This window comes from Rhodobacter capsulatus (genome assembly GCF_052363175.1).
GTDB classification, from domain to species: domain Bacteria; phylum Pseudomonadota; class Alphaproteobacteria; order Rhodobacterales; family Rhodobacteraceae; genus Rhodobacter; species Rhodobacter capsulatus_D.
The window spans coordinates 937263-963816 of record NZ_CP198946.1 but is presented as its reverse complement, the minus strand read 5'-3'; the positions used below and the strand labels follow the sequence as shown (position 1 = coordinate 963816).

The following is a 26554-nucleotide window of genomic DNA, read 5'->3' as shown; positions in this document are numbered from 1 at the left end:
AGCGGCCCGCGCCTGTGTAAAAGGACTGTGACCGCATGCCTTCCGAGCCGATGCCCGCCGAGCCCCCCCCGCGCCCGCTGACCCGGATCCAGAAGCGCAACATCGAAGCGATTCTCGAGGCCGCGCTTGAGGTGTTTTCGGCGCAGGGGTTCCGCGGCGCGACGCTCGATCAGATCGCGACGGCGGCGGGGCTGTCGAAGCCGAACCTGCTGTATTACTTCCCCTCGAAAGAGGCGATCCATCTGGAGCTGCTCAGCTCGCTGCTGGATGACTGGCTGGCGCCGCTGCGCGAGATGCGCGCCGAGGGCGAGCCGCGCGACGAGATCATGCGTTACATGCGCCGCAAGCTGGAGATGAGTCGCGCGATGCCGCGCGAAAGCCGGCTGTTTGCCAATGAAATCCTGCAGGGCGCGCCGCGGATGGGGGGCACGCTGGCGGTGGATCTCAAGGGTCTGGTCGACGAGAAGGCGGAGGTGATCCGCGGCTGGAGCGCCGCGGGCAAGATCGCCCCGGTCGATCCGCACCACCTAATCTTCTCGATCTGGGCGCTGACACAACATTATGCGGATTTCGACGTCCAGGTGCGCGCCATCCTCGGCCCCGGCCACGACCCCTATGCCGAAGCCGAACGTTTCCTTGACACGTTGTTCGACCGGCTGCTGCACCCCTGATCCGATCGTGCGTTAACCCTCTGCTGAAATGCTCTCACTCGGTAACTCTTGAGTAACCTGCCGGGCGCATCATCGAAGTTAGGGGTAAAACCGCGAGGAGAGTGGGGAAATGGACCGCATATCGGGGCTGATGCCCCAAACTGGATGGTCACCTTTGCTGAGCATGGTGCCACAGAAGAAAGCGACGGCGACAACTGTCGAACCGGCAAGCACATCGGCGAATACGAATTCCGGCCTTGGGGCCGAGGTCGGCTCGCAGACGCAAAACGAGCGGGTGGTGCAGTTGCAGGCCCGCAACCGCGATCTGGCGGTGGAAACGGCCGTGCTGGCACAAAGCCGCTCGGCTTCGTCCCCGGACCCGGATGCGCCGACCGGCCCGCCGCCGACCTTCGACGTGACGCCACTCGAGGCGAATGCCGCCGCGCTGATGGCCGTGCCGCCGCAGGAGTCCGAACCGGATCCGCGTGCCGAGATGACCGAACAGGCGTCGCAGCAGGCGGCCGAAGGCGCAAGCGAGGCCGATCCGCAGCCGCAGGTTGCCGCCGAGCTTGAAACCTCTGCACCGGCGCCCAAGGCCGAAGCGAAGCCGGAAGCGGCGCCGCAGCCCGAGGTCAAGGTCGAACGTGCGGTGGCCCATGCGGCCTCGGATTGGCAAGCCACGTCGGACACGACGGCACCGAGTCTCGACGTCGTGCGCTGATTGCGGCCCGGATCCGTCCGGCCTCCTCGCGCGCCCGCGGTCACGCGGGTTGCGACCTTCACGTCTGGCCGCATCAGTGCCTGCCCGCCGATCACCCCGGATCGCGCGGGCTCAGGCTCTGATGCGGCCCGTTTTCATTGTGCAATTCCTGTCAAAACAGCGCCGGGGACCGTTTCCCCTGCGTCATCCGTTCACGCTTTCCTCGCCCGCGCGGCTCGCGTATAAGCGGGGCACATGAACGCGCCCCGAAGCGAATGTCCGGGGCAACCTGAAGAGTCTTTCGAGGACCGCATGACCAAACAATCGCATGAGAACGACGTCGCCTTCATCCAGGCGCTGGCGGAGCTGCTGAACAAGAACGACCTGACCGAAATCGCGGTCGTGCGGGAATATGGCGAAGACGACAGTCTTGAAGTGCGCGTGGTGAAGCAGGCGACCGTCGTTGCCGCCCCCGCCCCGGTCTATGCCGCTCCGGCGATGGCCGCCCCTGTTGCCGCTGCTCCGGTCGCGGCTGCTGCGCCTGCCACCGCGGCGGCCGATGCCGATCCGGCGAACCACCCGGGCGCCGTCACCTCGCCGATGGTCGGCACCGCCTATCTGGCCCCCGAGCCGGGCGCCTCGGCCTTTGTCAAGGTTGGCGACACGGTCAAGGAAGGCCAGACGCTGCTGATCGTCGAAGCCATGAAGACGATGAACCACATTCCGGCGCCGAAGTCGGGCACGGTGAAGCGCATCCTCGTCGACGACGGCTCGCCGGTCGAATACGGCGCGCCCCTGATGATCGTCGAGTGAGGCGCAGATGTTCGACAAGATCCTGATCGCAAACCGGGGCGAGATCGCGCTGCGCGTGATCCGTGCCTGCCGCGAGATGGGGATCGCCTCGGTGGCGGTGCATTCCACCGCCGACGCCGACGCCATGCATGTGCGCATGGCGGATGAAAGCGTCTGCATCGGGCCGAACCCGTCTTCGGAAAGCTACCTCTCCATTCCCGCGATCGTTGCCGCCTGCGAAATCACCGGCGCGCAGGCGATCCACCCGGGCTATGGCTTCCTGTCGGAAAACGCCACCTTCGTGCAGGTGCTCGAAGATCACGGCATCGCCTTCATCGGCCCGAAGGCGGAGCATATCCGCATCATGGGCGACAAGATCACCGCGAAGGACACGGCGAAGAAGCTGGGCATTCCGGTCGTTCCCGGTTCGGACGGCGGCGTTCCCGACTTCGAGGCGGCGAAGAAAGCCGCGGCCGAGATGGGCTATCCGGTGATCATCAAGGCCACCGCTGGCGGCGGTGGTCGCGGCATGAAAGTGGCGCAGTCGGAAGCCGAACTCGAAATCGCCTTCCGCACCGCGCGCAGCGAAGCCAAGGCCGCGTTCGGCAATGACGAAGTCTACATGGAGAAATATCTCCAGCGGCCGCGTCACATCGAGGTGCAGGTCTTCGGCGACGGCCGTGGCCGCGCGGTGCATCTGGGCGAGCGGGATTGCTCGCTGCAGCGCCGCCACCAGAAGGTCTTCGAGGAGGCCCCCGGCCCCTGCATCACCCCCGAGCAGCGCGCCCGCATCGGCGGCATCTGCGCCAAGGCGATGGGCGAGTTGGGCTATTCCGGCGCGGGCACGATCGAATTCCTGTATGAAGACGGCGAATTCTACTTCATCGAGATGAACACCCGCCTGCAGGTGGAACATCCGGTGACCGAAGGCATCTTCGGCGTCGACCTCGTGCGCGAACAGATCCGTGTCGCCGCAGGCGAAGAGATGGAGTTCACGCAGGAAAACCTGCAGATCCGCGGTCATGCGATCGAGGTGCGGATCAACGCCGAACGGCTGCCGAACTTCGCCCCCTGCCCCGGCAAGATCACACAATACCACGCCCCGGGCGGGCTGGGGGTGCGGATCGACTCGGCGCTTTACGACGGCTACAAGATCCCGCCCTATTACGACAGCCTGATCGGCAAGCTGATCGTGCACGGGCGCGACCGCAACGAGGCGCTGGCGCGTCTGAACCGGGCGCTTGGCGAACTCATCGTCGATGGCGTCGACACCACGATCCCCCTGTTCCGGCAATTGCTGGAAGAGCCCGACATCCTGCGCGGCGATTACTCGATCCACTGGCTCGAGAAATGGCTCGCAAAGACCTACGGTTGACCGAAACGCCCCCGCAAGGGGGCGTTTTCGTTTCAGGCCTTCGGACGCAACAGACAGGTGGCGCGGCGCTTGCCGGTGGGGCGGAAGTAATCCGCGACGAAGCGGCGCTTGTTCGGCCGCACATCGGACCAGTCCACCCACTCGGTCGTATAGCCCAGCACATCGACCATCGCCTCGAGCGCACCAAGGCTCGGGATGCCGATCAGCGCCTTTTCCTGCCCCTCGACCTGCGCCAGCGCGTTCAGATCCTTGCTCGGATCCTCGCGCACGAGGTCGATCACCTGCCCCGGCCGCTGCGAAAACTCACTGTCGAGCAGCACCAGCCGCGGCTTGAACCGGGTCACCAGTTGCAGAAGCCGGAAGTGATCCATGATGTGATAGAAGATGCCGAGCACGCCGATCACGTCATACTGCGCGCCCGCCGCCAGATCGGCCTCCATCCCCGCGAAGATGTCATCGCAGCGCAGATGGACGCGCGCGGCAGCCGCGTCTTGCGGGAATTCGCTGAACCGATCGATCAAATGCTGACGGCCCTCGATCCCCATCACCTCGCGCGCACCCGCCGCCGCAAAGGCATAGGCCCAGCGTCCGTCATGCGCCGCAAGGTCCAGCACACGGGCCCCGGCCAGATCCGCCGCGATCGGCTCGATCAGCTTGCGATGGCGCTGATTGAGCCGCCCGATCGCGTAATCGTCGCTGGAATACCGTGCGACAGATCGCAAAAAATCGAAAAATCCCATGGCATTGCCGCATATTCATGTCAAACTCCGACCAGCTTAGGGTTCGGGATCACGGTTGGCAACAAATGACGGCGGGGCTCAGTCCGGAATTACTGCTTTCGGCCTATGCGCAAGGCATCTTCCCCATGGCCAGCGCGCGCGAGGCAACCGAGTTGCATTGGTTCGAGCCGCGGCTGCGCGGCATCATCCCCTTGGACGGCTTTCACATCTCGCGCTCGCTCGCCCGGGTGATCGGCCGCGAGACCTACAGCATCCGCACCAACACCGCCTTTCGCGCCGTGGTCGAGGGCTGTGCGGATCGCCCAGAAACCTGGATCAACAACGCGCTGTTCCGCCTTTACGATGCGCTGCACGCGCTTGGCGCCGCCCATGCGGTCGAGATCTGGCAGGGCGAGGATCTGGTGGGCGGCATCTTCGGCGTGACGCTGGGGGGCGCGTTCTTCGGCGAGAGCATGTTCTCGCGCGCGCCAAATGCGTCGAAAGTGGCGATGGCCTATACGGTCGACCGGCTGATCCGGGGCGGCTTCAGCCTGTTCGACACGCAATATCTGACGCCGCATCTGCAGAGCTTGGGCGGGATCGAGATCCCCCGGCTCGACTATCGCAAGCGGCTGCGGCGCGCATTGGGACAACAGGCGGAGTTCACCGCGCCGCCGCCCGCGACGGCTCAGTCGATCTTGCAGCGCAGGACCCAGACGTCGTAACGCTGATGGTCGAGCGCCGAAAGCGCCGGGTTCTGCGCGATCATCCAGCCGCGGAAGACCTCGCGCCCCTGCGCCGTGTCGGTGATTTCGAGAAAGGCATAGGCGTTCGAGGCCGGGTCATCGGCCGGATAGCGGCAATCCGTCAAACGCACCGAAAGCGAGCCATAGGTGACGCTCTCGCCCACCGAAAGCGTCAGATCGCTGGCCGCCCCCGCGATCTTGTCGAGGCCGCGCAGAGTGGCCCCCGGAGCCTCGGCCAGCCCCTCGGGTGCGTCCTGCGCAGTCGCGGCACCGGCCGTCAGCAGCACCGCGACCAGAGCCGCGCGAATCATGGCGCTTTTCCGTCGGTGGACGACTTGTCGCCATCCTTGGCGCCGGCGAATTTCATCATCAGACCCAACGCCGAAACGGCGCCCTGCGTGTCGACGATTTCCTCGCCTGGCCCCAGATTGACCGGGCTGCCGCCCGGCAGGATCTCGACGAAGGCGCCGCCGAGAAGCCCCTCGGTCGCGACGATGATCTGGCTGTCATCGGGGATATCGACGCCCGATTTCAGCGACACCGTGGTATCGGCGAAGAAGGTCTGCGGGTTCAACGCAATATCGGTGACCGTGCCGACTTTGACCCCGGCCATCCGGACGTCGGTGCCGACGCTGATCCCCTCGACCGATCGGAACGAGGCCTTCAGCGGATAGCCACTGCTGGCGGCGCCAAAGCTGTGCCCCTGCCCCGCCCAAAGAAAAAACCCCACCGCGACGGCCAGAACGGCCGCCCCGGTAAGCACTTCGACTCGATTTTCGCTCATGTTTCCCAGCCGGTTGCGCGGAAGGACAGGGTTTGGGCCACCGGCTTACTCCGGCTGCCATGCCTCGTAATCGGTGCGGGCCACGGGTTCGGCCCGACGCAGCGAGCCCGGCGGAACGAAGGCCGTGGCGAGACCGGTCTGATTCTGCTGATGCGGCAGTTCCCAGGGCTTGTGATCCAGCGGCGCCTTGGTCGGCGGCTCGTTCCAGGTGAAATGGATCCAGCCATGCCAATCGGGCGGAATGCGGCTGGCCTGAACTTCGCCGTTGTAGATCACCCAGCGGCGTTTGCCATCCTTGCTCTGGTAGTAGCAATTGCCCTCGGCGTCCTCGCCGACCTTCACCCCGTGACGCGCGGTAAAGATCTGGGTGCCGAGAGTCTGGCCGTTCCACCACGTCAGCAGGCGCAGCAGGAATTTCATATCTCACCTCCGCATCTTTGGCCCCGTTATAGCGGCGGGGCCGCCAAGGTCCAGTGTTTTGCGGACCCATTCAGCACAAAGGGCGGGTTTCCCCGCCCCTTCCGTTTCACGACGACCGGGGCTCAGCCAGCGGTCTTGGGTTCTTTCTTGCCCGAGGTCTCGGCGTAGATCAGCAAGGGTTTGGCGCCATTGGCCATTTCCACCGCTTCATCGTTCACCACGACTTCGCGCACGCCTTCCATGCCCGGCAGTTCGAACATCGTGTCGAGCAGGATGTCCTCCATGATCGAGCGCAGACCGCGCGCGCCCGTCTTGCGCTTGATGGCGCGAGCGGCGATCGCCTTCATCGCATCGGGGGTGAAGGTCAGCTTCACGCCCTCGATCTCGAAAAGACGCTGGTATTGCTTGACCAGAGCGTTCTTCGGCTCGGTCAGGATCGTCACCAGAGCGGCCTCGTCGAGGTCTTCGAGCGTCGCGATCACCGGCAGACGGCCGACGAATTCCGGGATCAGACCGAATTTCAGCAGATCTTCCGGCTCGAGTTCCTTGAACAGCTCGCCCGCGCCCCGCGATTCCGGGTCCTTCACATCGGCGCCAAAGCCGATCGCCGAGCCCTTGCCGCGCTGTGCGATGATTCGGTCGAGACCCGCGAAAGCACCACCACAGATAAACAGGATGTTCGTCGTATCCACCTGCAGGAATTCCTGCTGCGGATGCTTGCGCCCGCCCTGCGGCGGCACCGAGGCGACGGTGCCTTCCATGATCTTCAGCAGCGCCTGCTGCACGCCCTCGCCCGAGACGTCGCGGGTGATCGAGGGGTTGTCCGACTTGCGGGTGATCTTGTCGACTTCGTCGATGTAGACGATGCCGCGCTGCGCCCGCTCGACGTTGTATTCGCTGGCCTGAAGCAGTTTCAGGATGATGTTTTCCACGTCCTCGCCGACGTAACCGGCTTCGGTCAGCGTCGTCGCATCGGCCATGGTGAAGGGCACATCGAGGATGCGCGCCAGCGTCTGCGCAAGCAGGGTCTTGCCGCAGCCGGTCGGCCCGATCAGCAGAATGTTCGACTTCGCCAGCTCGACATCTTGTTTCGAGCCGTGGTTCAGACGCTTGTAATGGTTGTGCACCGCGACCGAAAGCACGCGTTTCGCATGCATCTGCCCGATCACGTAATCGTCCAGCACCTTGCAGATGTCGCGCGGCGTCGGCACGCCATCCGTCGCCTTGAGACCGGTGGTCTTGGTCTCCTCGCGGATGATGTCCATGCACAACTCGACGCATTCATCACAGATGAACACGGTCGGACCCGCGATCAGCTTGCGCACCTCGTGCTGGCTCTTGCCGCAGAACGAACAGTAAAGGGTGTTCTTGCTGTCGGAGCCGGAATTGTTCGCCATCGTCATCCTCGAATGGCCCGACCCGGGCCTTTGGGGGCTGTCCTGGAGCGAAGTCTAGGGCAGCACCACGTTCTTCTCAATCGCAAATTCCCCGCTCCGGTTAAGAGCGGTCATCGATTCGTCATTTTCCGCCGTCAAGGCTCGGCCGCGCCGACAGGATCTCGTCAAGATGACCCCATTCCAGCGCCTCTTCGGGCGACATGAAGCGGTCACGCTCAAGCGCCTCGGCCACTTCCTCGATCGACCGGCCGGTGTGGCGGACGTAGATCTCGTAAAGGCGCTGCCGGATCTTTTCGGTCTCGCGGGCGTGGATCATGATGTCCGTCGCCTGCCCCTGGAACCCGCCCGAGGGCTGGTGCACCATGATGCGCGAGTTCGGCAGGGAGAAGCGCATGCCCTTTTCGCCCGCGCAGGCGATGACCGAGCCCATCGAGGCCGCCTGCCCGATGACCAGCGTCGAGACCTTCGGACGGATGTATTGCATGGTGTCATAGATCGCCAGACCCGAGGTGACAACACCGCCGGGGCTGTTGATATACATGGAAATTTCCTTCGAGGGGTTCTCGGCCTCGAGGAACAGCAGCTGGGCGCAGATCAGGCTCGACATGCCGTCATGGAACGGCCCGGCAAGGAAGATGATGCGCTCCTTGAGCAGCCGGGAATAGATGTCATAGGCCCGCTCGCCGCGCGAGGTCTGCTCGACCACCATCGGCACCAGCGTGTTCATGTAAAGGTCGACCGGGTCTTTCATTCGCTGCCTTTCCTCGTGATATCCGCCAAGCCTTAGCGCGCGTTGCTTAATCAAGTCTTAGTGTCGCAAGTCCCCCCCTGCAAGGGCAGCGACCCAAAAGAGAGGTGTTGGAATGATTCTTGGCGATTAATCGGGCGGAAAGAGTTGAGCGCTAGGCTGTGCGACAAATGTTCTCGGGGAAATCGCCCCAGCTACTGGAGCCTGCTCATGACCTTTCGCGCCGCGACGCTTCTCCTCGCGCTTCTTGCCCTGCCCGTACAGGCCGAGGATGTTCCCCAGCAAGTAAAGGGAATCGTTGAAAAAGACCTGCGCGCCTGGGCGGCCGACCCGGCGCTGGTCGCCGCGATCATTGCCGCGAACGAGGCACATGCGCCGCTGAGCCAGCCGCAGATCGACTCGCTCGATGCCGCATGGCGCGCGGAACTCGATGCCTCCAGCCGCCCGACGATCGACCCGATCCTTGCGTCGCCGGAATCGCAAACGCTCAAGGCCAAGATCGAAGCCAGCGGCGGCCGGTTCACCGAGGCCTTCGTGACCGACAACCGCGGGCTGAACGTGGCGCAGGCCGGGCCGACCTCGGATTACTGGCAGGGCGATGAAGCCAAGTTCCAGGAAACCTACCCGAAAGGCGCCGATGCCGTCTATGTGAGCGAGGTCGAATTCGATGAATCCTCGCAAAGCTATTCGGTGCAGGCCTCCTTCACCGTCAACGACCCGGCCACGAAATCCCCGATCGGGATGATGACGGTCGGTCTCAATGCCGAACTGATCCAGTGATCCGAGGCCCAAGATGAGCGCCAAAACATCCGCTTCCGTCAGCTTTTTCCATTCGAGTTTCTTCCGCGCAGCCATGATGGTGGCGCTTTCCACCTCGTTGCTCGTCGCGGCGATGAGCTGGTTGAACCTGCGCTCGACCTCCGACATCGCCCTGCAGCAACTGAAGAATCAGGCTGACGGAACGAGTGAGATCGTCGGCGCTCAATTGATCGGACCGATGCGCTTTTCCGACCGCGTACAGCTTGAAAAAGTCTTCAAGGATCTGGTCGACAATCCAACCAACCCCGCCAATGGCGTGATCGCCGTCGACGCGAACGGCGAGATGATAGGCACCTACACGAAGCCCGGCGTCGATACGGAAGCGATGAAAACGCTTGCGAAGGAAGCCCTTGCCGCAGGCAAGGAAATGCATACCGACAATGACCTGACGCTCGCGCATCTTGTGCGTAGCCCGAATGGAAATGCCGTGCTGGGCGCCTTCGTGACGACCTGGTCCGATATTGGGGTCAATGAGGACATTTGGTCCGCGCAGCGCACCTCGATCATGATTGCTGCGGCAATGCTGCTGACCGCCTTGCTCGGCACGTCGCTAGCTCTGCGCGGCATGATTTCGCTTCGGCTGGGGCGCATCAGCACGGCCATGTCCTCGGTCGCGGGCGGTGCCCTCGACACCTCTGTCCCCTACACGGACAAAAAGGACGAGATCGGCCATATCGCGAAATCACTCGAAGCCTTCCGTCAGTCTCTGCAGGAGGCCGAAGAAACAAACCGCCAGGCTCTGATCCGCGGGACGGCGCTGTCGGCTACCTCGACCGCGATCATGCTGACCAACACGGAGCATGAGATCACCTGGGTGAACGACGCGATGGTCAAGCTGATGCGCGTGCATGCGGCGGCGATCCGTGCCCGCAACCCGGATTTCGACCCGGAAAACATGATCGGATATCGGGCGGATCGGATTGTGGATGGCGGAACGCAGATTGCGGGCGAGATGGATACGGGCGCGCGCAACGCCCTGCGTATCGAGCAGGATCTGGCATCCGGAACATTGGTCGTGGAAGCCAATCCGGTCATGACCGCCAATGGAACCAAGATCGGTCACGTCGCGGAATGGCACGACATCACCGAAGTGCGACGGAACCATGCGATCACCGAGGCGATCGACGCAACTCAACTTCGGGTCGAATTCACCCCCGACGGCCGGATGAGTGCCGCCAACGTTGCGATGTGCGTGATTTCCCAACGCGACGAGTCGCAATTGCTCGGCACCGACTTTTCGCGTCAGGTGCGTGTCGCGGCGACGGGCGAGATGGCCTTCGATGTCATCAAGCGGGGCGAGAGCGTGATTGGTCGGATCATTCTGTCTCTCGACGGGCAGGAGCTGCTGCTGAACGGCGCAATGACCCCGGTGCGGGACCGCGAAGGCAACATCCGACGTGTGGTCACCATCGGGACAGACATGTCGGACATCGAGGCCCGCGAGATGCGTGCTCAGGTCGAACGGGAACGGAACGCGGCTGAACAGCGCCAGGTCGTCGAACAGCTGCGCGATGCCCTGCGTCATCTCGCTGAGGGTGATCTCACGCAATCGATCCGTACCCCCTTCCCGGGCGAGTACGAAACCCTGCGCGTCGACTACAACGAAGCCACCTCGAAACTTCGCGATGCCATGCTGCTCGTACTCGAAAATTCGAGCCTGATCCGCACCGAATCGGGCGGGATTTCGCGCGCGGCCGAAGATTTGTCGCGGCGCACGGAACAACAGGCCGCCACGCTCGAAGAAACCGCCGCAGCTCTGAACGAGCTCACGGCGTCGGTGAAATCGGCTGCAGACCGGACTCTCAAGGCCAATGACATGGTGGCTCTGGCACGTCGCAATACCGAGTCGAGCGGTCTGGTCGTGCGCGAGGCCGTGCAGGCGATGGGAGAGATTTCCGAAAGTTCCAACAAGATTTCGCGCATCACTTCGGTGATCGAGGAAATCTCCTTCCAGACGAACCTTCTCGCGCTGAACGCAGGGGTCGAGGCCGCCCGTGCAGGTGAGGCCGGTCGCGGTTTTGCCGTCGTCGCTTCCGAAGTGCGCGCCCTGGCGCAGCGATCCTCGGAAGCGGCACGCGAAATCGCCGGTCTGATCTCGGATTCGGCCGGTCAGGTGAAACGCGGCGTCGAACTCGTCGGACAGGCGGGCAGCGCGCTCGACGGCATCCAGAGCTCGGTGGCGGAAATCGTCACCTTCATGTCGGACATCACAGCCTCGACCACCGAGCAATCGGCCGGCCTGAGCGAAGTGAACACCGCAATCCTGCAACTCGATCAGGTTACGCAGCACAACGCCGCAATGTTCGAGGAAACCTCGGCTGCAAGCCAATCGCTCGCCCGCGAGGCCGATGGGCTGAACGATACGATGAGCCGCTTCCGCCTTGGCACGCAAAACGTGACGACAGCTCCGGCAAGCAACTTCCGCTCGACCCGTCCGGCGGCAGCTGCACCGGTGACGCTCCCGCCGGTCGAAACGCCCGCCCCTGCCGCGGCCCGCGCCACACCTGCCCCAGCTGCGCGCGCCAGCGCCCGGGCTTCGAATCTGGCCGTCAAACAAGCTCCGGCCGAGGACAATTGGGAAGACTTCTGATCCGGCTCAACTGCCGCGATAGGTTGAATAGCCGAAAGGCGATAAAAGCAGGGGCACATGATAATGTGCCCCTGCATCATTCATTCCGAAGCGGATCGGAATTTCTTCCAGAAACAGGGGCTCCGCCGCAACTTGCCCGCTTTGTCGCAAATAATCGCCCACTTGGAAGACCAGTTCGTAATGACCCGTCGCAAACTCCGCGGCCGCTAGGATCGGCGCATCGGTCCGACCATCCGCATTGGTGCGGCTTCGTGCCACCGGGTGAGACCCCGTGGCATCAATGCGGTTCAAAACGATCTCGATGCCCTCCGCCGGGCAGCCCCGCGCGATATCAAGCACATGGGTTGTCAAATATCCGGCCATCGCAGTCCTCTTTGAGTCGTCTCTCCCTCGCCGCAATGTCGCACGGCAAGTTGCGAAACGGATGATTTCCTTTTCGAAAAAAACCTGAAACTCTCCTCCATGCAATCCCCCTGCAGCCGGACCGGAGGCAAAGATGACCCGATATCCCAGAGACATGCGCGGATATGGCGGCTTCCCGCCCGATGCGCGCTGGCCCGGGGGGGCCCGGGTCGCGATTTCTCTGGTGTTGAACTATGAAGAGGGCGGCGAGAACTGCATCCTGCATGGAGACGCAGCCTCGGAGGCCTTCCTGTCCGACATCGCGGGGGCGGCCCAATGGCCCGGCCAGCGCCACTGGAACATGGAATCGATCTACGAATACGGCGCCCGCGCCGGATTCTGGCGGCTGCATCGGCTCTTCACCCAGATGGACCTGCCGATCACGATCTACGGCGTCGCCACCGCGCTGGCGCGCAGCCCGGAGCAGGTGGCCGCAATGAAGGCCGCAGGTTGGGAAATCGCCAGCCACGGGTTGAAATGGGTCGAGCATCGCGACATGCCCGAAGACGAGGAACGCCGGCAAATTGCCGAGGCGATCCGGCTGCATGCCGAGGTCGTGGGCGAACGACCGCGCGGCTGGTACACCGGGCGCTGTTCTGCCAACACCGTCCGGCTGACTGCGGAAGAGGGTGGCTTCGACTGGATTTCAGATACTTACGACGACGACCTGCCCTATTGGCGGCGGATCGGCAGCCGCGATCAGCTGATCATCCCCTACACGCTCGAAGCCAATGACATGCGCTTTGCCACCGCGCCGGGCTATATCGAGGGCGAGCAGTTCTTCACTTATCTGAAGGACAGCTTCGACACGCTTTATGCCGAGGGCGCTGCGGGGGCGGCGAAAATGTTCTCGATCGGCTTGCATTGCCGCCTGATCGGGCGCCCCGGCAAGATCGCGGGGCTGAAGCGGTTTCTGGACTATGCCCGCAGTCACGAAGGCGTCTGGTTTGCCACCCGGGGCCAGATCGCGGCGCATTGGGCCGCGACGCATCCGCCGCAAGACTTTGATCGCCCAAGCGAAATGACGCAAAGCGACTTCGTCGCCGCATTCGGCGCGATCTACGAGCACAGCCCCTGGATCGCCGAAAAGGCCCATGGGCTGGAGCTTGGCCCCGCGCATGACTGCGCCGAAGGCATCGCCAGCGTTCTGGCCAGGGTGTTCCGCTCCGCCTCGGAGACGCAGCGGCTGCGCGTGCTCAAGGCCCATCCCGATCTGGCGGGCAAACTGGCGCGGGCCAAGCGGTTGACGGCGGAGAGCACGGCCGAACAGGCCTCGGCCGGACTTGACGCGCTCACCGATGCCGAACGGGTCGCTTTCGAGGAGCTCAACCACGATTACACCGAAAAATTCGGCTTTCCCTTCATCATCGCGGTGAAGGACCACACGAAACTCGCGATCCTCGAGGCCTTCCGCCGCCGGATCGCCAACGACCGCGCCACCGAATTCGCCGAGGCCTGCCATCAGGTCGAACGCATCGCCTGGCACCGACTGAAGGACCTTCTGCCATGACCGGCTATTACACCCCGACCGGCGGTCTGCCGCCGCAAACCGCGCTGATGACCGGGCGCGCGATCTTCACCGAAGCCTATGCGGTGATCCCGAAGGGCTGCTTTTCCGACATCGTGACCAGCTTCCTGCCGGGCTGGACGAACACCCGGATGTGGCTCATCGCCCGGCCGATGAGCGGCTTTTCCGAGACCTTCAGCCAATATGTGATGGAGGTCGGCGCCGATGGCGGTTCGGACATGCCCGATCCGGAGGCCGGGGCCGAGCATGTGCTCTTCGTCACCGAAGGCGCAATGTGGCTTTCGCTTGATGGTCAGGAACATGAGTTGGCGGCGGGCGGTTATGCTTATATTCCAGCGGGTTGCAGCTGGGCGGTGAAGAACGGCGCCGATGATCCTTTGCGCTTTCACTGGATCCGCAAGCTCTACGAGGCGGCGCCGGGAGTGGCAAAACCCGCGGCCTTCGTGACGAACGAGCGCGAGATCAAGCCCGTCGCCATGCCCGACACCCAGGGCCGCTGGGCCACCACGCGCTTTGTCGATCCGACCGATCTGCGGCACGACATGCACGTCAACATCGTCACCTTCCAACCCGGCGGGCTGATCCCGTTCGAAGAGACGCATGTGATGGAACACGGGCTTTACGTGCTCGAGGGCAAGGCGGTCTACAAGCTGAACCGCGACTGGGTCGAGGTCGAGGCGGGCGACTTCATGTGGCTGCGCGCCTATTGCCCGCAGGCCTGCTACGCCGCGGGACCGGGGCCGTTCCGCTATCTGCTTTACAAGGATGTCAACCGCCACGCCCGGCTGCGCGGCGTGCTGGGTCGCTAAAGGATCAGGAAAGCCCGGAAGTCGTTGACATTCGTCAGCGTCGGTCCGGGCTTCACCTGCGCATCGAGCGCCGCAAAGAAGCTGTGCGCATCATGCCCGGCCAAGGCCTGCGCCGGATCAAGCCCAGCGGCCCGCGCCTGCGCGAGACTTTCGGGGCCGATCAGCGCCCCGGCCACTTCGGCCGCACCATCGACGCCATCCGTGTCCGCCGCCAAGGCCCAGATCCCCGGGGCACCGTCGAGCGTGTTGAGCGCGGATAGCAGAAATTCAACATTCGGGCCGCCCAAACCGGGGTTTTCCGGCAGAGAAACTGTACATTCGCCACCTGAGAGCAAAACCAGCGGCGAGTCCCCCGGCAAGCGGGCGCTCGCATAGGTCATCGCCATCCGCGCCAGCTGCGCGCCAAGCTCTGCCGCCTCGCCTTCCAGCGCATCGCCCAGACTGCGCACCGCGCAGCCCTTTCCGCGTGCGAGCGACGCCGCCGCTTCCAGCGATTGCGCGGGCGCGGCGACAATGATCGTTTCGCAACGCGACAGCGCCTGCGCCCCCGGCGCGAGCACGCCCGATCCCGCCAGCAGATGGCGCCGCACCGCCGCGGGCACGGCAATCGCATGATCTTCCAGCACTTTCAGCGCCTCGGCCGCGGTGCTCGTATCGCCCACCGTCGGACCCGAGGCGATGAAGGCCGGATCGTCCCCCGGCACATCGGAAATCAGCAAGGCCCGCATCCGCGCCGGATAGGCCGCCGCCGCCAGTTGCCCGCCCTTCACCGCGCTCAGATGCTTGCGCACAGTGTTGATCCGCTCGATCGGCGCGCCGGAGGCCAGAAGCGCCGCCGTCACCGCCTGCTTGTCCGCCAAAGTCAGCCCCTCGGCCGGAGCGCACAGCAGCGCAGAGCCCCCGCCCGAGATCAGGGCCAGCACCAGATCCTCGGGGCCAAGCCCGCGCAAGAGATCCAGCATCCGCCGGGTCGCCGCCACCCCCGCCGCATCGGGAACCGGATGGGCGGCCTCGACGATCTCGATGCCCTGACAGGGGCGCGCATAGCCGTAACGGGTGATCACCAGCCCGTCGCAGGGGCCCCAGACGTGCTCGACCGCCTCGGCCATCCGCGCCGAGGCCTTGCCCGCGCCGACAACCACCACCCGTCCGGGCGGCCGCGGGCCAAGCACTTCAGGCAGAACCAGCATCGGGTCTGCTGCTGCTACGGCCGTTTCGAAAAGTCTGTTCAACAGGTCAGTTGGGATCAGGGAAGCCACGTATCATAATCCGAAACCAGCAAATGCAGCGGGTCCTCGTCCTCTTCGATATCCGCGAAGCGTCCGATTGGCTCGCGGAAGATGTTGTCGGTGCGGTCGTCGTTTACCGTGGAAACCTCGCCGATCAATACATCTCCCCCTTCCCCCCAGAAGGCATGCCAGTTGCCCGGCATCAGGGTCACGCTTTCCCCGGGCGCAAGCCGCAGGATACCGCCCGCAGGCAGGCATTTCGTCACCCCGTCCGAGGCGACGACGACGGGCGCGGTGGGGTCGATCGCCCCGGCCGCGTCCGAACTGAACATTTCGATCGCGAGCGTGGCCCCGCCGCGATTGATGATATCTTCCGCCTTGACGATGTGGCGGTGCATCGGGGAAAGCTGATTTTCCCGCGAAATCATGATCTTCTCGGCATAGCACATGCCGCCACCCCGGGCGAGATCGGCCGCCCGGCCATTGCGGGTGGTGAAAAGAAAGAGGCCCAGCCGGGCAAAATCGCCCTGTCCGTAATCGGTGATGTCCCAGCCCAGACGCGCCGAGACGATGCCCTCGATCTCCCCCCGCCGCGCCTGCATCTCGCGCGGGGACCAATAGGCGAAGGGGGGCAGGATATGGCCGAACGCGCGGATGAAGGCATCGGAATGCCGCAAGATGGAGTTGATCTCGGATCGCTTCATGGCCGCACCTCTCAGACAAGGTTTGCGCAAGCTCCGATCACGCGCAAGTGAAAAGCGGGGGGAAGTCTCCCCCGCTTCGCAATCATGGCAAACGCGCTACTTGCGGGTGATGCGACCGTCGAGCGCCGCCGCATAGGGTGCGTGCGTGGCGAGATATTCAGCGGTCACATCGGCCAGATCGGGACCGAAATCATAGGCGTTCAGCCCCTCGGTCGCGAACATTCTGTAGCCGTCGCCCCCGCCGCGCACGAAGTTGTTCGTCACCACGCCATAGGTCGCGCCGGGATCGAGCGGCTTCCACCCGACCGAGGTCGCCACCTGCACGTCGCTCACCCGCGACCCGGCGGGTTTCGCCGGATCGAACGTGTATTTCAGCCCCGCCACCTGCGGAAAACGGCCCTCGCCCTCTTCGACCGCGCTGACCCCGTTTTCCAGCGCGGCCAGAATCGTCGCCCCCTTCGCCTCGAAGGTCGAGAGCGTGTTCTGGAACGGCAGCACCGTCAGCACCTCGCCCATCGTCACCGGCCCGGCATCGATCGAGGCGCGCAAACCGCCGCCATTGGCGATCGCAATGCTGATGCCCTGATCCTTGACCCGGTCGAGCATCGCCTCGGCCACCAGATTGCCCATCGCGCATTCCATCTGCCGGCAATGATCGCGCGACCCGTCGATCTCGGTCGTACTCTCTGCCACCACCTTGTCGCGGATCGCCTGCAGCGGCTTGGCCAGCTCCGCCACCCGCGCCGCCATCGTCGCATCGGGCGTCACCGAGGCATCGAGCAGGATCGGCTCGCCGCCCGCCGATTTCAGATTGCCCGCATCGTCGAAGGTCAGCACCAGATGACCGAGGTATTTCGAATAGGCATAGGCCGAGACCACCGGCACCTTGCCCACCATCGTCGGATAGCTGGCGCCATCCTTGCCGAACAGCGTGTGCGAATGCCCGCCCACCACCGCGTCGATCCCGGGCACGGCCGCGGCAATCTGTTGATCCTTGACGAAGCCGGTGTGCGGGATCGCGATGATCTTCGTCACGCCCTGCGCGGTCAGCGCGGCCACATCGGCCTTCAGGCTTTCGATCTCGTCTTGAAAGGTGATGTCGGGCCCGGGCGAGGACGTTTCCACCGTATCAGTGGCCAAGGCCGACACCAGACCGATCTTCTGGTCGCCCACCTCCAGCACGACGGTATCGGCGATCTTGTCTTTTAGCAACGAACGGCTCAAATCCAGATTGCCGGAAAGCACAGGAAATTTCACTTTTTCAACAAAGGCCGCCAACCCCTCGGGGCCATCGTCGAATTCGTGATTGCCCACCGCCATCGCATCATAGCCGATCGCCGTCATGAACTCGGCCGTGTCCGTGCCCTTGTAGGTGGTGTAGAAAAGCGAGCCCTGAAACTGGTCCCCTGCATCCAGAACGACCACGTTCTGGCCCGCCAGTTCCGTCCGCAGCGCCGCCACCTTGGCTGCAACCCGCGCGATGCCGCCAAAGCATTTCGCCTCGGCCGCATCTTTTTCGGAACAGGTGCTGTCGTATTTGTTGACCTGTTCGATGCGCGAATGCAGATCGTTCGTGTGCAGGATGTGCAACGTGTAATCGGCCTGCGCGGCCCCGGCGCTCAGCGCCAATGCGGCGGTCGACAGAAGAAAGCGGACGGACATTCGATCCTCCTCGGTTGGGAATGGGGCCAGAGTGACGCGAGCAGGGCCGCGCTGTCAAAACCGGATTTGCCCTGCATCGCGCTGCGCCGTGACGCGCCGATGACGAAAGCCCGCAGCCGGGGATTGACCATTTTCCGGGCAGCGGGCATGACTGAGCCATGCTGATCTACAAGATCTTCCGCCGCCCCGAATGGGATGCGCTCTGTGCCGCGGGTGACACCGCGGGGGCCCCCATCGATCTGGCCGATGGCTACATCCACTTTTCCACTGCGGCGCAGGTCGTCGAGACGGCGGCGAAACACTTCGCCACCGAAAGCGATCTGGTGCTGGTGGCCGTGGCGGTCGAGCCGCTGGGCGCCGATCTGAAATGGGAAGTGTCGCGTGGTGGAGCGCTTTTCCCCCATCTTTACCGCCGCTTGCGCCGGGGCGATGTGGTCTGGGACACCGCGCTGCCGCTTGGCCTTTGCGGCCATATCTTCCCCGAGGCGCTGTTATGATGAACATCACTGAACGGCTAGGGCTGAAGCTCCTGCACGGATTCGACCCGGAAACCGCGCATGGTCTGGCGCTGAAGGCACTGCAGATGGGGCTGGTGCCTGGCTGTGGCCCGGTCACCGGGGCGCGTCTGAGCACGACGATTGCCGGGCTTGCGCTGCCGAATCCGGTGGGGCTGGCGGCGGGCTTCGACAAGAATGCGGTGGCTCTGGGGCCGCTGATGCGGGTGGGCTTCGGCTTTCTTGAAGTCGGCGCCGCAACGCCGCGCCCGCAGGAAGGCAATCCGAAACCGCGACTCTGGCGGCTGGAGGAAGACCGCGCGGTGATCAACCGCTTCGGCTTCAACAACGAGGGGATGGAGCCGATCGCGACCCGGCTGGCCGCGCGGCCGACGGGGGTGCCGGTCGGGCTGAACCTGGGCGCGAACAAGGACAGCGCGGACCGCGCCGCCGATTTCGCCACGGTGCTGAAACGCACGGGCGCGCATCTCGATTTTGCCACGGTGAACGTGTCCTCGCCGAATACGGAAAAGCTGCGCGACCTGCAGGGCAAGGATGCGCTCACGGCACTTCTGCGCGGTGTGCTCGAAACCCGCGCCGGGCTGGCGCGGCCGATCCCGATCTTCCTGAAAATCGCCCCGGATCTGAGCCCCGCCGAGCTTGAGGACGTGGCCGAGGTGGCACGCGCTGTCAGCATCGACGGGATCGTGGCCACGAACACGACGCTTTCGCGCGAAGGTTTGAAAAGTGCAAGTTCCGGGCAGGCTGGCGGGCTTTCGGGCGCGCCCTTGTTCGAAAAGTCCACCCGAGTGCTGGCGCAGCTGTCGCGCCTGACGGATGGAAAGCTGCCGCTGATCGGCGTGGGCGGGATTTCCTCGGCCGAGGAGGCCTATGAAAAGATCCGCGCCGGGGCCTCGGCGGTGCAGCTTTATTCGGCGATGGTCTACAAGGGCATCGGTCTTGCGGCCGAGGTCGCGCGCGGCCTCGATGCGCTGCTGGCCCGCGACGGCTTCGCCTCGGTGGCCGAAGCGGTAGGCACCGGTCGCAGCCGCTGGCTCTGAAACCTGTCGCACACAGCACAAGAAAAAGGGGGGCTCGCGCCCCCCTTTTTTTTCACGCCCGGTTCATTCTGTTGTCGATGAGTTCCTGAACGACGCCCGGATCGGCGAGGGTCGAGATATCGCCCAGCGCGCCGTAGTCGTTCTCGGCGATCTTGCGCAGGATGCGGCGCATGATCTTGCCCGAGCGCGTCTTCGGCAGACCCGGCGCCCATTGAATGAGATCGGGCGACGCGATCGGGCCGATCTCGGTGCGCACCCACTTGACCAGATCCTTGCGCAGATCCTCCGACGGCTCGATCCCGTTCATCAGCGTCACATAGGCGTAGATGCCCTGACCCTTGATGTCGTGCGGATAGCCCACCACCGCGGCCTCGGCCACTTGCGGATGCGCCACGAGCGCGCTTTCGACCTCGGCCGTCCCCATCCGGTGACCCGAGACGTTGATCACGTCATCGACCCGGCCGGTGATCCAGTAATAGCCGTCCTTGTCGCGACGGCAGCCGTCGCCGGTGAAGTAATAGCCGCGATACTGGCCGAAATAGGTCTCCTGGAAGCGGTCGTGATCGCCCCAGACCGTGCGCATCTGCCCGGGCCAAGAGTCCGAGATGCAGAGCACCCCTTCGCATTCCACTTCGCCGATCCGCACCGCGGTCTGCGGGTCCAGAACCACCGGCTTCACCCCGAAGAACGGGTTCGTCGCCGAGCCCGGTTTCGTGGCCGTCGCGCCCGGCAGCGGCGTGATCATGTGCCCGCCGGTCTCGGTTTGCCAGAACGTGTCGACGATCGGACATTTCCCTTTTCCAACATATTTGTCGTACCAGACCCAGGCCTCGGGGTTGATCGGCTCGCCCACAGACCCCAGCACCCGCAGCGAGGAAAGGTCATATTTCTCAACCCATTCCGTGCCCTGCCCCATCAGCGCGCGGATCGCCGTCGGCGCGGTGTAGAACTGATTGACCTTGTGCTTTTCGCACACGGCCCAGAACCGGCCCGCATCCGGCCAGGTCGGCACCCCCTCGAACATCAGCGTCGTCGCACCATTCGCGAGCGGCCCATAGATGATGTAGCTGTGCCCGGTCACCCAACCCACGTCGGCGGTGCACCAGAACACGTCACCGTCCTTGTAATCAAACGTGTATTGATGCGTCATCGCGGCATAGACGAGGTAGCCGCCCGTCGTATGCACGACGCCCTTCGGCTTGCCGGTCGAGCCCGAGGTGTAAAGGATGAAGAGCGGATCTTCCGCATTCATCGGCCGCGGCGGGCATTCGGGGCTGACATGCTCCATGAGATAGAGCAGGTCAACATCGCGGCCATGCACCCAGCTGATCTGATCGCCAGTGTGCTTGACGACAAGGCAGCGCACCTTGTCCGAGCAGTGCAAGAGCGCGGCATCGGTGTTCGCCTTCAGCGGCGTGCGACGGCCGCCACGCGGCGCGGTATCGGCGGTGATGACGAGCTTCGCGCCGCAATCGTTGATCCGGTTGGCCAGCGCGTCGGGCGAGAAGCCCGCGAAAACGATCGAATGGATGGCGCCGATCCGGGCGCAGGCGAGCATCGCGTAAGCGGCTTCCGGGATCATCGGCAGATAGATCACGACGCGGTCGCCGCGCATGATGCCCTGCGATAGCAGGACGTTCGCCATCCGGTTCACCTTTTCGGAGAGCTCCTTGTAGGTGATGTGCTTGGCCGGTTCCTTCGGATCATCGGGCTCGAAGATGATGGCGGTCTGCAGCGCGCGGTCGCGCAGATGGCGGTCGATGCAGTTCACCGAGGCGTTCAGAACGCCATCCTCGAACCATTTGATCGAGACCTTGCCGAAGGTGAAATCGGTGTTCTTGACCTTGGTATAGGGGGTGATCCAATCGAGCCGTTTGCCTTCGCGGCCCCAGAACGCATCCGGGTTCTCGATCGATTCCCGATACATCTCGAGGTATTTCGCACCGTTCGCATGCGCCGTCTCAAATCCCGCGGGAACCTCCCGAAGTTCCGGCGCTGCGACCACCTGTTCCTGCTTACCCATCTGTCCCTCCCTCTGTGACGGTCTCCGGGCCTTGAAAACCTGTCGTCCCCCTAAGGCATCATTCCCGTAGGGCATTGTAAAGGGATTGTCACACCCAATGTAATTGTCCATTCCTACTAGGTGATTTTGTAAATTCATTCACAGAAAAACGCGGAGACTTTGTAAATTCCCTGCATTTCCCGTTCTGTTCGCGTGCAAGCGAAAAAAGCGATGGCGCACGGAAAGACCGGCCGGATCGGCAAAACACGGCGGCGGCGATGTGCCGCAGCGGACCCTGCGTCACGTTGGCCCGGCGCGCGGCGCGAATCGCAGCCTCAGGCAGCGTCAAGCATGGCCAGCGCCGCCTCCGCATCCGGGCAATAGCACAGCAGCGGCTCGGTCAGCCCCTGGGCCCGCATCGCCGCCTCGATCGCGGGCGCGGCGCGCAGCACCATCAGCCGCTCGCCCTTGCGCCCGAGCTTCTGCGCCAGCTGCCCGATCATCCGCGCCCCGGTGCTGTCGACGAAGCCGACCTCGGAGACATCGAGCAGGATCGCCCGCGGATGGCTGGCAATCCGGTCGAGCACGGAGCCGAGCCGCGCCACCGCGCCAAAGAAGACCGCGCCGCGCAGGTGATAAGTGACGACATCGCGCCGGGTGGTGTCGGCGTCGCGGGCATGGGTCACGCCTTCGTCGAGTTCGGTCATCTCGGACATGTGGCGGATGAAGACGAGCCCGCCCAGCGCGAAGCCGATCACGATGCCCTCGGCCAGATCACGGAAGACGACGACGAGGAAGGTGACAATCAGCACCAGCGCATCACCCTTCGACGAGCGGATCAGCGCCGCCATCTCGTGCCGCTCGATCATGTTCCAAGCGACGATGCCCAAAAGCCCGGCCAGCGCGGCGAGCGGGATGTAGCCCGCCAGAGGCGCCGCGACGATCATGAAGGCGAGGATGAAGAGCGCATGGAACATCCCCGCGGCAGGGCCGCTTGCCCCGGCGCGGACGTTGGTGGCCGTGCGGGCGATGGTGCCGGTGACGCAAAAGCCGCCAAAGAGCGCCGCGCCCATGTTCGCCACGCCCTGCGCCACCAGTTCCATGTTCGAGCGGTGCTGCGTGCCCGACATGCCATCGGCGACCATCGCCGACAGCAGCGACTCGATCGCGCCGAGAAGGGTGAAGCTGAAGGCCCATGGTGCCGCCGCCCGCAACGTCTCAAGCGAGATCTCGGGCAACGCCGGGGCGGGCAAGAGCCGCGGCAGACCGCCAAAGCGCGACTGGATCGTCTCGACCGGCAGATGCAAGAGCGTTGCGACAAGGGTGATCGCGGCGATGCCCAGAAGCAGACTCGGCAGGCGGGGAGCAAAGCGCTTGAGCGCCTCGATCACCGCGACCGTCGCCAGAGCCACGCCCACCGCAGTCGGGCTGAGGGTGTCGCGCGCAGCCCAAAGTGCCGCGAGTTTCGCCAGGATTGGTCCGGGCTCGCCATGCGCCAGCGTCAACCCCGCCATATCCTTGATCTGGCTGGCAAAGATGATCACCCCGATGCCCGAGGTGAAGCCCACCGTGACCGGATAGGGCATGTAGCGGATGGTCGATCCCAGCCGCAACAGCCCCAGCGCCACCAGCATCACCCCCGACAGGAAGGTCGCCAGCACCAACCCCGAAACGCCGGTCGCCGTCACGCAGGCCAGCACCAGCACGATGAAGGCGCCCGCCGGGCCGCCGATCTGGAACCGCGATCCGCCGAGCGCCGAAATCAGGAACCCGCCGATGATGGCGGTGAACAGGCCGCGCTCCGGCCCCACGCCCGAGGCGATGGCGATCGCCATCGACAGCGGCAAAGCGACGATCGCCACCGTCAGCCCGGCCACCAGATCGGCGCGCAGACGGCCAATGTCGTAGCCCTCGGCAAAGGCGGTGGCGGACATCGGCAAAAGGGGCTCTGCCCCGACCTTTGCAGGCAGGCTTTCGTTGCGCATGGCGACTTCTTCGTTATGGATACGCGGGCAGCAAACAGCGCCGCCATGGTCGCTGTCAAGCCCGATGCCCTCACCATTCGGAGAGACAATGTCCGAAAAACCGAAAGATCCCGTGCAACCCGCCTCGGACGAGGCCCGCCAGATGGCGCGCGATCTGATCACCACGGCCCGGTTCTGCGCTTTGGGCGTGCTTGACCCCGAGACCGGCTTTCCCTTCGTCAGCCGCATCGCGCTTGGCGCCACACCCGAGGGCGGCCTGTGCACGCTGGTCTCGGGCCTCTCGGCGCATTCGCGCGCGCTGAGGGCCGATCCGCGGGTCTCGCTTCTGGTGGGCGAACCGGGGCCGAAGGGCGATCCGCTCGCCCATCCGCGCCTCACGCTGCTGGCAGAAGCGGAGCCCCTGCCCCGAACCGATGCGCTCTGTGACCGCTGGCTTGCCGATCACCCGAAAGCGAAGCTTTACATCGACCTGCCGGATTTCTTCTTCGTGGGCTTCCGGCTGCGCGCGGGATCGCTGAACGGCGGGTTCGGTCGCGCCTTCCGGCTGGCCCCCGAAGACCTCGGTTGACGAAACAACGGGGGCCCGAAAGCCCCCGCCGCCGCCGTCAGTTCGGATTGTCGATGCGGATCCGCACATTGACCTTGCCCTTGGCTGCCTCGGGCCAGGTCAGCGTGATCAGATCCTTGCCAGCGCCCTGCTCGGTCAAGACATAGGGCATCGCATTGACCCGGCTGCCCGCAGCATTGGTGATCGCCCCCACCGAAACCACGCTTTCGACATTCCGCGCCCAGGCCCCGAAGGGCAGATAATCCGAGGCATCGACGCTCCAGACCGTCTGCGCACTGGCCTGACTGGCCTGAACCATCACCGGGTTCACCGTCATGTAGGTGATCGCATTGAAGATGTTGTTCTCGAACACGATGTTGCGCATGCGCGAATAATCGAGATCGGCAAAGCTCGTGTCGACCTTTTCGATGCGGTCGATGTTGCCGTTCAGCGCCTTGAACACATTGTTCGAGACCGTCAGCCCCTGAATGTAATGACCGCTGCCATAGGGTTTGATCGAGATCCAGGTCACCCAGGCCGCGACATCATCCATGATGCAGGTGTTGCCGGTCATCGTCAGACCGCCAAAGGAATATTGCACGCCCAGATTCGGGTCGGGCGCATATTCGTTCGTCCATTCGATGAAGTTGTTGTCGATATAGTTCCCGGTAATCGTCGACTGCACGTTCGGGGTGGTGAAGACCAACCCCGCAACCCGCGGCCCGTTCACCTGCCCGTCGCCCTGAAACCAGTGGTTGCCCACCAGCACATGGCCGGTGCCATCCAGAACCATCGTCGTTCCGAACCGGACAAAGCGCGAGTCGCGGATCTTGGTGTCATTCGCATTGACGTTGAAGCAGACCGAGGTGCGGTCGCCAACGTTCACATCCATCTCGTTCGACAGGAAGTCGCAGCGATCGATATAAAGGTTCTGACACCCCCGCCCGATCGAAGTGATCCCCCGATCCTTGGGCTTTACCATCCAGCAGTCGCGCAACCCGAAGGTGTCGCCCTCGCGCGGCAGCAGGATGCCGCTTGCATAGCCGCCGAGCAGAAACTCGATGTTCGACAGGGTGAAGCGCGCCAGCAAATCCATGCCCGAAAAGTCGAGCGCATATTTGTAGCGGGTAAAGGTGTAGCTGCGCGTTCCCGAGCCGCCAAAAAGCGGCTGCGACAACGTCAACTTCGCCGCCCCCACATCGACCGCCTGCACATAGACCTCGCGCCCGACGCCTGTGCCGCTGACCCGCGCGCCGACCGGAATATTGGCGATGTTCGAAACATTGCTCAGGATCGTGGATTGCGCCGTGGAATAGGTTGCGGTCGAGGTCACCTTGGTGTCGTTCCACGCCGCAGTGTCGCTGACCGAGATCTGCCCGTTCGCCAGCACGCGCCGGTTCGACCAGCTTGCGGTATCGGGCACGGCCGCCTTGACATCAATCGGCGCGGTCAGATCGACACGGCGACCGCGCAGGTCGAAAACGTTGTTGTCGGTATAGGACAACAGCGCCTGCAACCCCTTCTTCAGCGCCAGCTCCTCGTCGCCGAAGGCCTGTGCATAGGTGGGAAAGTCGAAATTCTTCTGCAAGACCAGCCGCGCGGCCGTGGGCATGATCAGGGTGCCGGTGAACCGGATCGGACTGTCGACCGACATCGAGGAGGCGATGCGATAGCTGCCCGCGGGCACGGTGATGGTGCGCCCGTCCGCCGCCACATCCGCCGCCAGAAAGGCCGCGCGGTCATCGGTCGTGCCATCGCCCTTGGCGCCGAAATCGCGCACGTCGACGACATCCATCATCGTGCGCAGGAAGGCCTCGGTCACATCCTCGATGACGAAATCCTCGATCCGCACCACGCCGCCGGTCTGCCCGGTCAGATCGAGCCCGAAATGGCCATAGCTCGGCATCGCGCCCCAGACGAGATCGACCCCCTCGCGCGCGCCCGAGCCGACGATCGCCTGCACCGTCACCACCTTGCCATAGGTGGTCAGCGCCACCGAGGCGGCCTCTTCGGTCAGCCCGCCGACATGGGCGTTCGAAGCGTTCATCGGATAGCCCGCGATCCGCACCGAACAAAAATTTCCCGAGACCGCCTTCACCTTGGCGGTGATCCGCAGATAGACGCCGGGTATGATCGGGGTATTGCCCATCCAGCGCAGCTTTTGCGTGCTCTGGGTCTTGGTCATTTGGAGACAGGAGCCGAAATCGGCATCCGCCGGCACCAGCGCGGCATTCGACGCCCCCGCATAGGTGGCCGAGCCCGCCGTGCCATTCTCGCTCGACCATTGATTGAGCCCCAGTTCGAAAGCAGAGGGGGTCAGGTTCACCCCGTCGGTGATCGCGATATTCATCCGAGAATCCTTCTTGTTCCGGCCCGCCCCGAGGCGCGGCG

Annotated in this window: 25 protein-coding genes; 12 read left to right on the top strand and 13 right to left on the bottom strand. The window is 64.1% G+C overall.

The features are described from left to right. Positions 1-35 precede the first annotated feature (35 nt). The 4 genes from ACTTAI_RS05520 (at position 36) to accC (ending at position 3517) form a co-directional block, all read left to right on the top strand. Entirely contained in the window at positions 36-671 is a 636-nt protein-coding gene (locus ACTTAI_RS05520; RefSeq protein WP_444454806.1) for a TetR family transcriptional regulator C-terminal domain-containing protein, read from the top strand. A 109-nt stretch (positions 672-780) separates the two neighbouring features. Next, positions 781-1371, top strand: coding sequence for a hypothetical protein (locus ACTTAI_RS05515; protein WP_444454805.1), 591 nt, complete (start codon positions 781-783; stop codon positions 1369-1371). A gap of 291 nt (positions 1372-1662) precedes the next feature. Then, complete coding sequence (gene accB / locus ACTTAI_RS05510; RefSeq protein WP_444454804.1) at positions 1663-2163, top strand: acetyl-CoA carboxylase biotin carboxyl carrier protein; 501 nt, start codon at positions 1663-1665, stop codon at positions 2161-2163. Between the two features lie 7 nt (positions 2164-2170). Next, positions 2171-3517 carry an acetyl-CoA carboxylase biotin carboxylase subunit gene (gene accC, locus ACTTAI_RS05505; RefSeq protein ID WP_444454803.1) on the top strand — a complete coding sequence of 449 codons (1347 nt, stop codon included), beginning with the start codon at positions 2171-2173 and terminating at the stop codon, positions 3515-3517. A gap of 32 nt (positions 3518-3549) precedes the next feature. On the opposite strand, the gene ACTTAI_RS05500 is transcribed toward accC, so the two are convergent. Further along, positions 3550-4257: a hypothetical protein gene (locus tag ACTTAI_RS05500; protein ID WP_444454802.1), complete on the bottom strand. Its 708-nt coding sequence runs from the start codon at positions 4255-4257 to the stop codon at positions 3550-3552. A 65-nt stretch (positions 4258-4322) separates the two neighbouring features. Between ACTTAI_RS05500 and aat the strand changes: the two genes are divergently transcribed. Further along, positions 4323-4961, top strand: coding sequence for a leucyl/phenylalanyl-tRNA--protein transferase (aat, locus tag ACTTAI_RS05495; protein WP_444454801.1), 639 nt, complete (start codon positions 4323-4325; stop codon positions 4959-4961). Here aat and ACTTAI_RS05490 read toward each other — a convergent pair. From ACTTAI_RS05490 to ACTTAI_RS05470, 5 genes are all read right to left on the bottom strand, one after another. Then, complete coding sequence (locus ACTTAI_RS05490; protein WP_444454800.1) at positions 4925-5293, bottom strand: DUF2155 domain-containing protein; 369 nt, start codon at positions 5291-5293, stop codon at positions 4925-4927. The genes aat and ACTTAI_RS05490 overlap by 37 nt on opposite strands. Beyond that, positions 5290-5766 (bottom strand): outer membrane lipid asymmetry maintenance protein MlaD, encoded by a 477-nt coding sequence (gene mlaD / locus ACTTAI_RS05485; protein ID WP_444454799.1) that lies wholly within the window; start codon positions 5764-5766, stop codon positions 5290-5292. The genes ACTTAI_RS05490 and mlaD overlap by 4 nt, the downstream gene beginning before the upstream one ends. A gap of 45 nt (positions 5767-5811) precedes the next feature. After that, the gene (locus ACTTAI_RS05480) at positions 5812-6186 is read right to left on the bottom strand and encodes an NADH:ubiquinone oxidoreductase subunit NDUFA12 (protein WP_110806450.1); all 375 of its coding nucleotides are present in this window, start codon (positions 6184-6186) and stop codon (positions 5812-5814) included. 122 nt (positions 6187-6308) lie between these two features. Next, a complete protein-coding gene (gene clpX, locus ACTTAI_RS05475; protein WP_013068317.1) occupies positions 6309-7583 on the bottom strand; it encodes an ATP-dependent Clp protease ATP-binding subunit ClpX in 1275 nt (424 codons plus the stop codon). Positions 7584-7704: 121 nt separating this feature from the next. Further along, a complete protein-coding gene (locus tag ACTTAI_RS05470) occupies positions 7705-8334 on the bottom strand; it encodes an ATP-dependent Clp protease proteolytic subunit (RefSeq protein ID WP_444454798.1) in 630 nt (209 codons plus the stop codon). Between the two features lie 207 nt (positions 8335-8541). Between ACTTAI_RS05470 and ACTTAI_RS05465 the strand changes: the two genes are divergently transcribed. Then, positions 8542-9111 (top strand): hypothetical protein, encoded by a 570-nt coding sequence (locus tag ACTTAI_RS05465; RefSeq protein WP_444454797.1) that lies wholly within the window; start codon positions 8542-8544, stop codon positions 9109-9111. 13 nt (positions 9112-9124) lie between these two features. Next, positions 9125-11740 carry a methyl-accepting chemotaxis protein gene (locus ACTTAI_RS05460; RefSeq protein ID WP_444454796.1) on the top strand — a complete coding sequence of 872 codons (2616 nt, stop codon included), beginning with the start codon at positions 9125-9127 and terminating at the stop codon, positions 11738-11740. Between the two features lie 6 nt (positions 11741-11746). On the opposite strand, the gene uraH is transcribed toward ACTTAI_RS05460, so the two are convergent. Beyond that, positions 11747-12103: a hydroxyisourate hydrolase gene (gene uraH, locus ACTTAI_RS05455; RefSeq protein ID WP_444454795.1), complete on the bottom strand. Its 357-nt coding sequence runs from the start codon at positions 12101-12103 to the stop codon at positions 11747-11749. Positions 12104-12236: 133 nt separating this feature from the next. On the opposite strand from uraH, the gene puuE reads away from it, so the two are divergent. Together puuE and ACTTAI_RS05445 are read left to right on the top strand one after the other, a co-directional pair. Next, on the top strand, positions 12237-13652 hold the full coding sequence (gene puuE / locus ACTTAI_RS05450; RefSeq protein WP_444454794.1) for an allantoinase PuuE: 1416 nt from the start codon (positions 12237-12239) through the stop codon (positions 13650-13652). After that, positions 13649-14479, top strand: a complete 831-nt coding sequence (locus ACTTAI_RS05445) for a bifunctional allantoicase/(S)-ureidoglycine aminohydrolase (protein ID WP_444454793.1) — start codon at positions 13649-13651, stop codon at positions 14477-14479. Before puuE ends, ACTTAI_RS05445 begins: the two co-directional genes overlap by 4 nt. Here the strand turns inward: ACTTAI_RS05445 and ACTTAI_RS05440 are convergent. From ACTTAI_RS05440 to ACTTAI_RS05430, 3 genes are all read right to left on the bottom strand, one after another. Then, a complete protein-coding gene (locus ACTTAI_RS05440) occupies positions 14476-15738 on the bottom strand; it encodes a glycerate kinase type-2 family protein (protein ID WP_444454792.1) in 1263 nt (420 codons plus the stop codon). The two genes, ACTTAI_RS05445 and ACTTAI_RS05440, sit on opposite strands and share 4 nt — an antisense overlap. Next, positions 15726-16412 carry a D-lyxose/D-mannose family sugar isomerase gene (locus ACTTAI_RS05435; RefSeq protein ID WP_444454791.1) on the bottom strand — a complete coding sequence of 229 codons (687 nt, stop codon included), beginning with the start codon at positions 16410-16412 and terminating at the stop codon, positions 15726-15728. Before ACTTAI_RS05435 ends, ACTTAI_RS05440 begins: the two co-directional genes overlap by 13 nt. A 96-nt stretch (positions 16413-16508) precedes the next feature. Next, a complete protein-coding gene (locus ACTTAI_RS05430) occupies positions 16509-18074 on the bottom strand; it encodes a bifunctional metallophosphatase/5'-nucleotidase (RefSeq protein ID WP_444454790.1) in 1566 nt (521 codons plus the stop codon). 158 nt (positions 18075-18232) lie between these two features. Between ACTTAI_RS05430 and ACTTAI_RS05425 the strand changes: the two genes are divergently transcribed. Together ACTTAI_RS05425 and ACTTAI_RS05420 are read left to right on the top strand one after the other, a co-directional pair. Further along, positions 18233-18571, top strand: coding sequence for a DUF952 domain-containing protein (locus ACTTAI_RS05425; protein WP_444454789.1), 339 nt, complete (start codon positions 18233-18235; stop codon positions 18569-18571). Beyond that, positions 18571-19629 (top strand): quinone-dependent dihydroorotate dehydrogenase, encoded by a 1059-nt coding sequence (locus tag ACTTAI_RS05420; protein ID WP_444455698.1) that lies wholly within the window; start codon positions 18571-18573, stop codon positions 19627-19629. The genes ACTTAI_RS05425 and ACTTAI_RS05420 overlap by 1 nt, the downstream gene beginning before the upstream one ends. Before the next feature lie 52 nt (positions 19630-19681). On the opposite strand, the gene acs is transcribed toward ACTTAI_RS05420, so the two are convergent. Both acs and ACTTAI_RS05410 read right to left on the bottom strand, forming a co-directional pair. Continuing rightward, entirely contained in the window at positions 19682-21652 is a 1971-nt protein-coding gene (gene acs / locus ACTTAI_RS05415; protein ID WP_444454788.1) for an acetate--CoA ligase, read from the bottom strand. Positions 21653-21966: 314 nt separating this feature from the next. After that, complete coding sequence (locus ACTTAI_RS05410) at positions 21967-23616, bottom strand: SulP family inorganic anion transporter (RefSeq protein WP_444454787.1); 1650 nt, start codon at positions 23614-23616, stop codon at positions 21967-21969. Between the two features lie 88 nt (positions 23617-23704). On the opposite strand from ACTTAI_RS05410, the gene ACTTAI_RS05405 reads away from it, so the two are divergent. Further along, entirely contained in the window at positions 23705-24184 is a 480-nt protein-coding gene (locus tag ACTTAI_RS05405) for a HugZ family pyridoxamine 5'-phosphate oxidase (protein ID WP_444454786.1), read from the top strand. Between the two features lie 37 nt (positions 24185-24221). Here ACTTAI_RS05405 and ACTTAI_RS05400 read toward each other — a convergent pair whose 3' ends face one another. Next, positions 24222-26513, bottom strand: a complete 2292-nt coding sequence (locus ACTTAI_RS05400) for a glycosyl hydrolase family 28-related protein (RefSeq protein WP_444454785.1) — start codon at positions 26511-26513, stop codon at positions 24222-24224. Between the last annotated feature and the right edge of the window lie 41 nt (positions 26514-26554).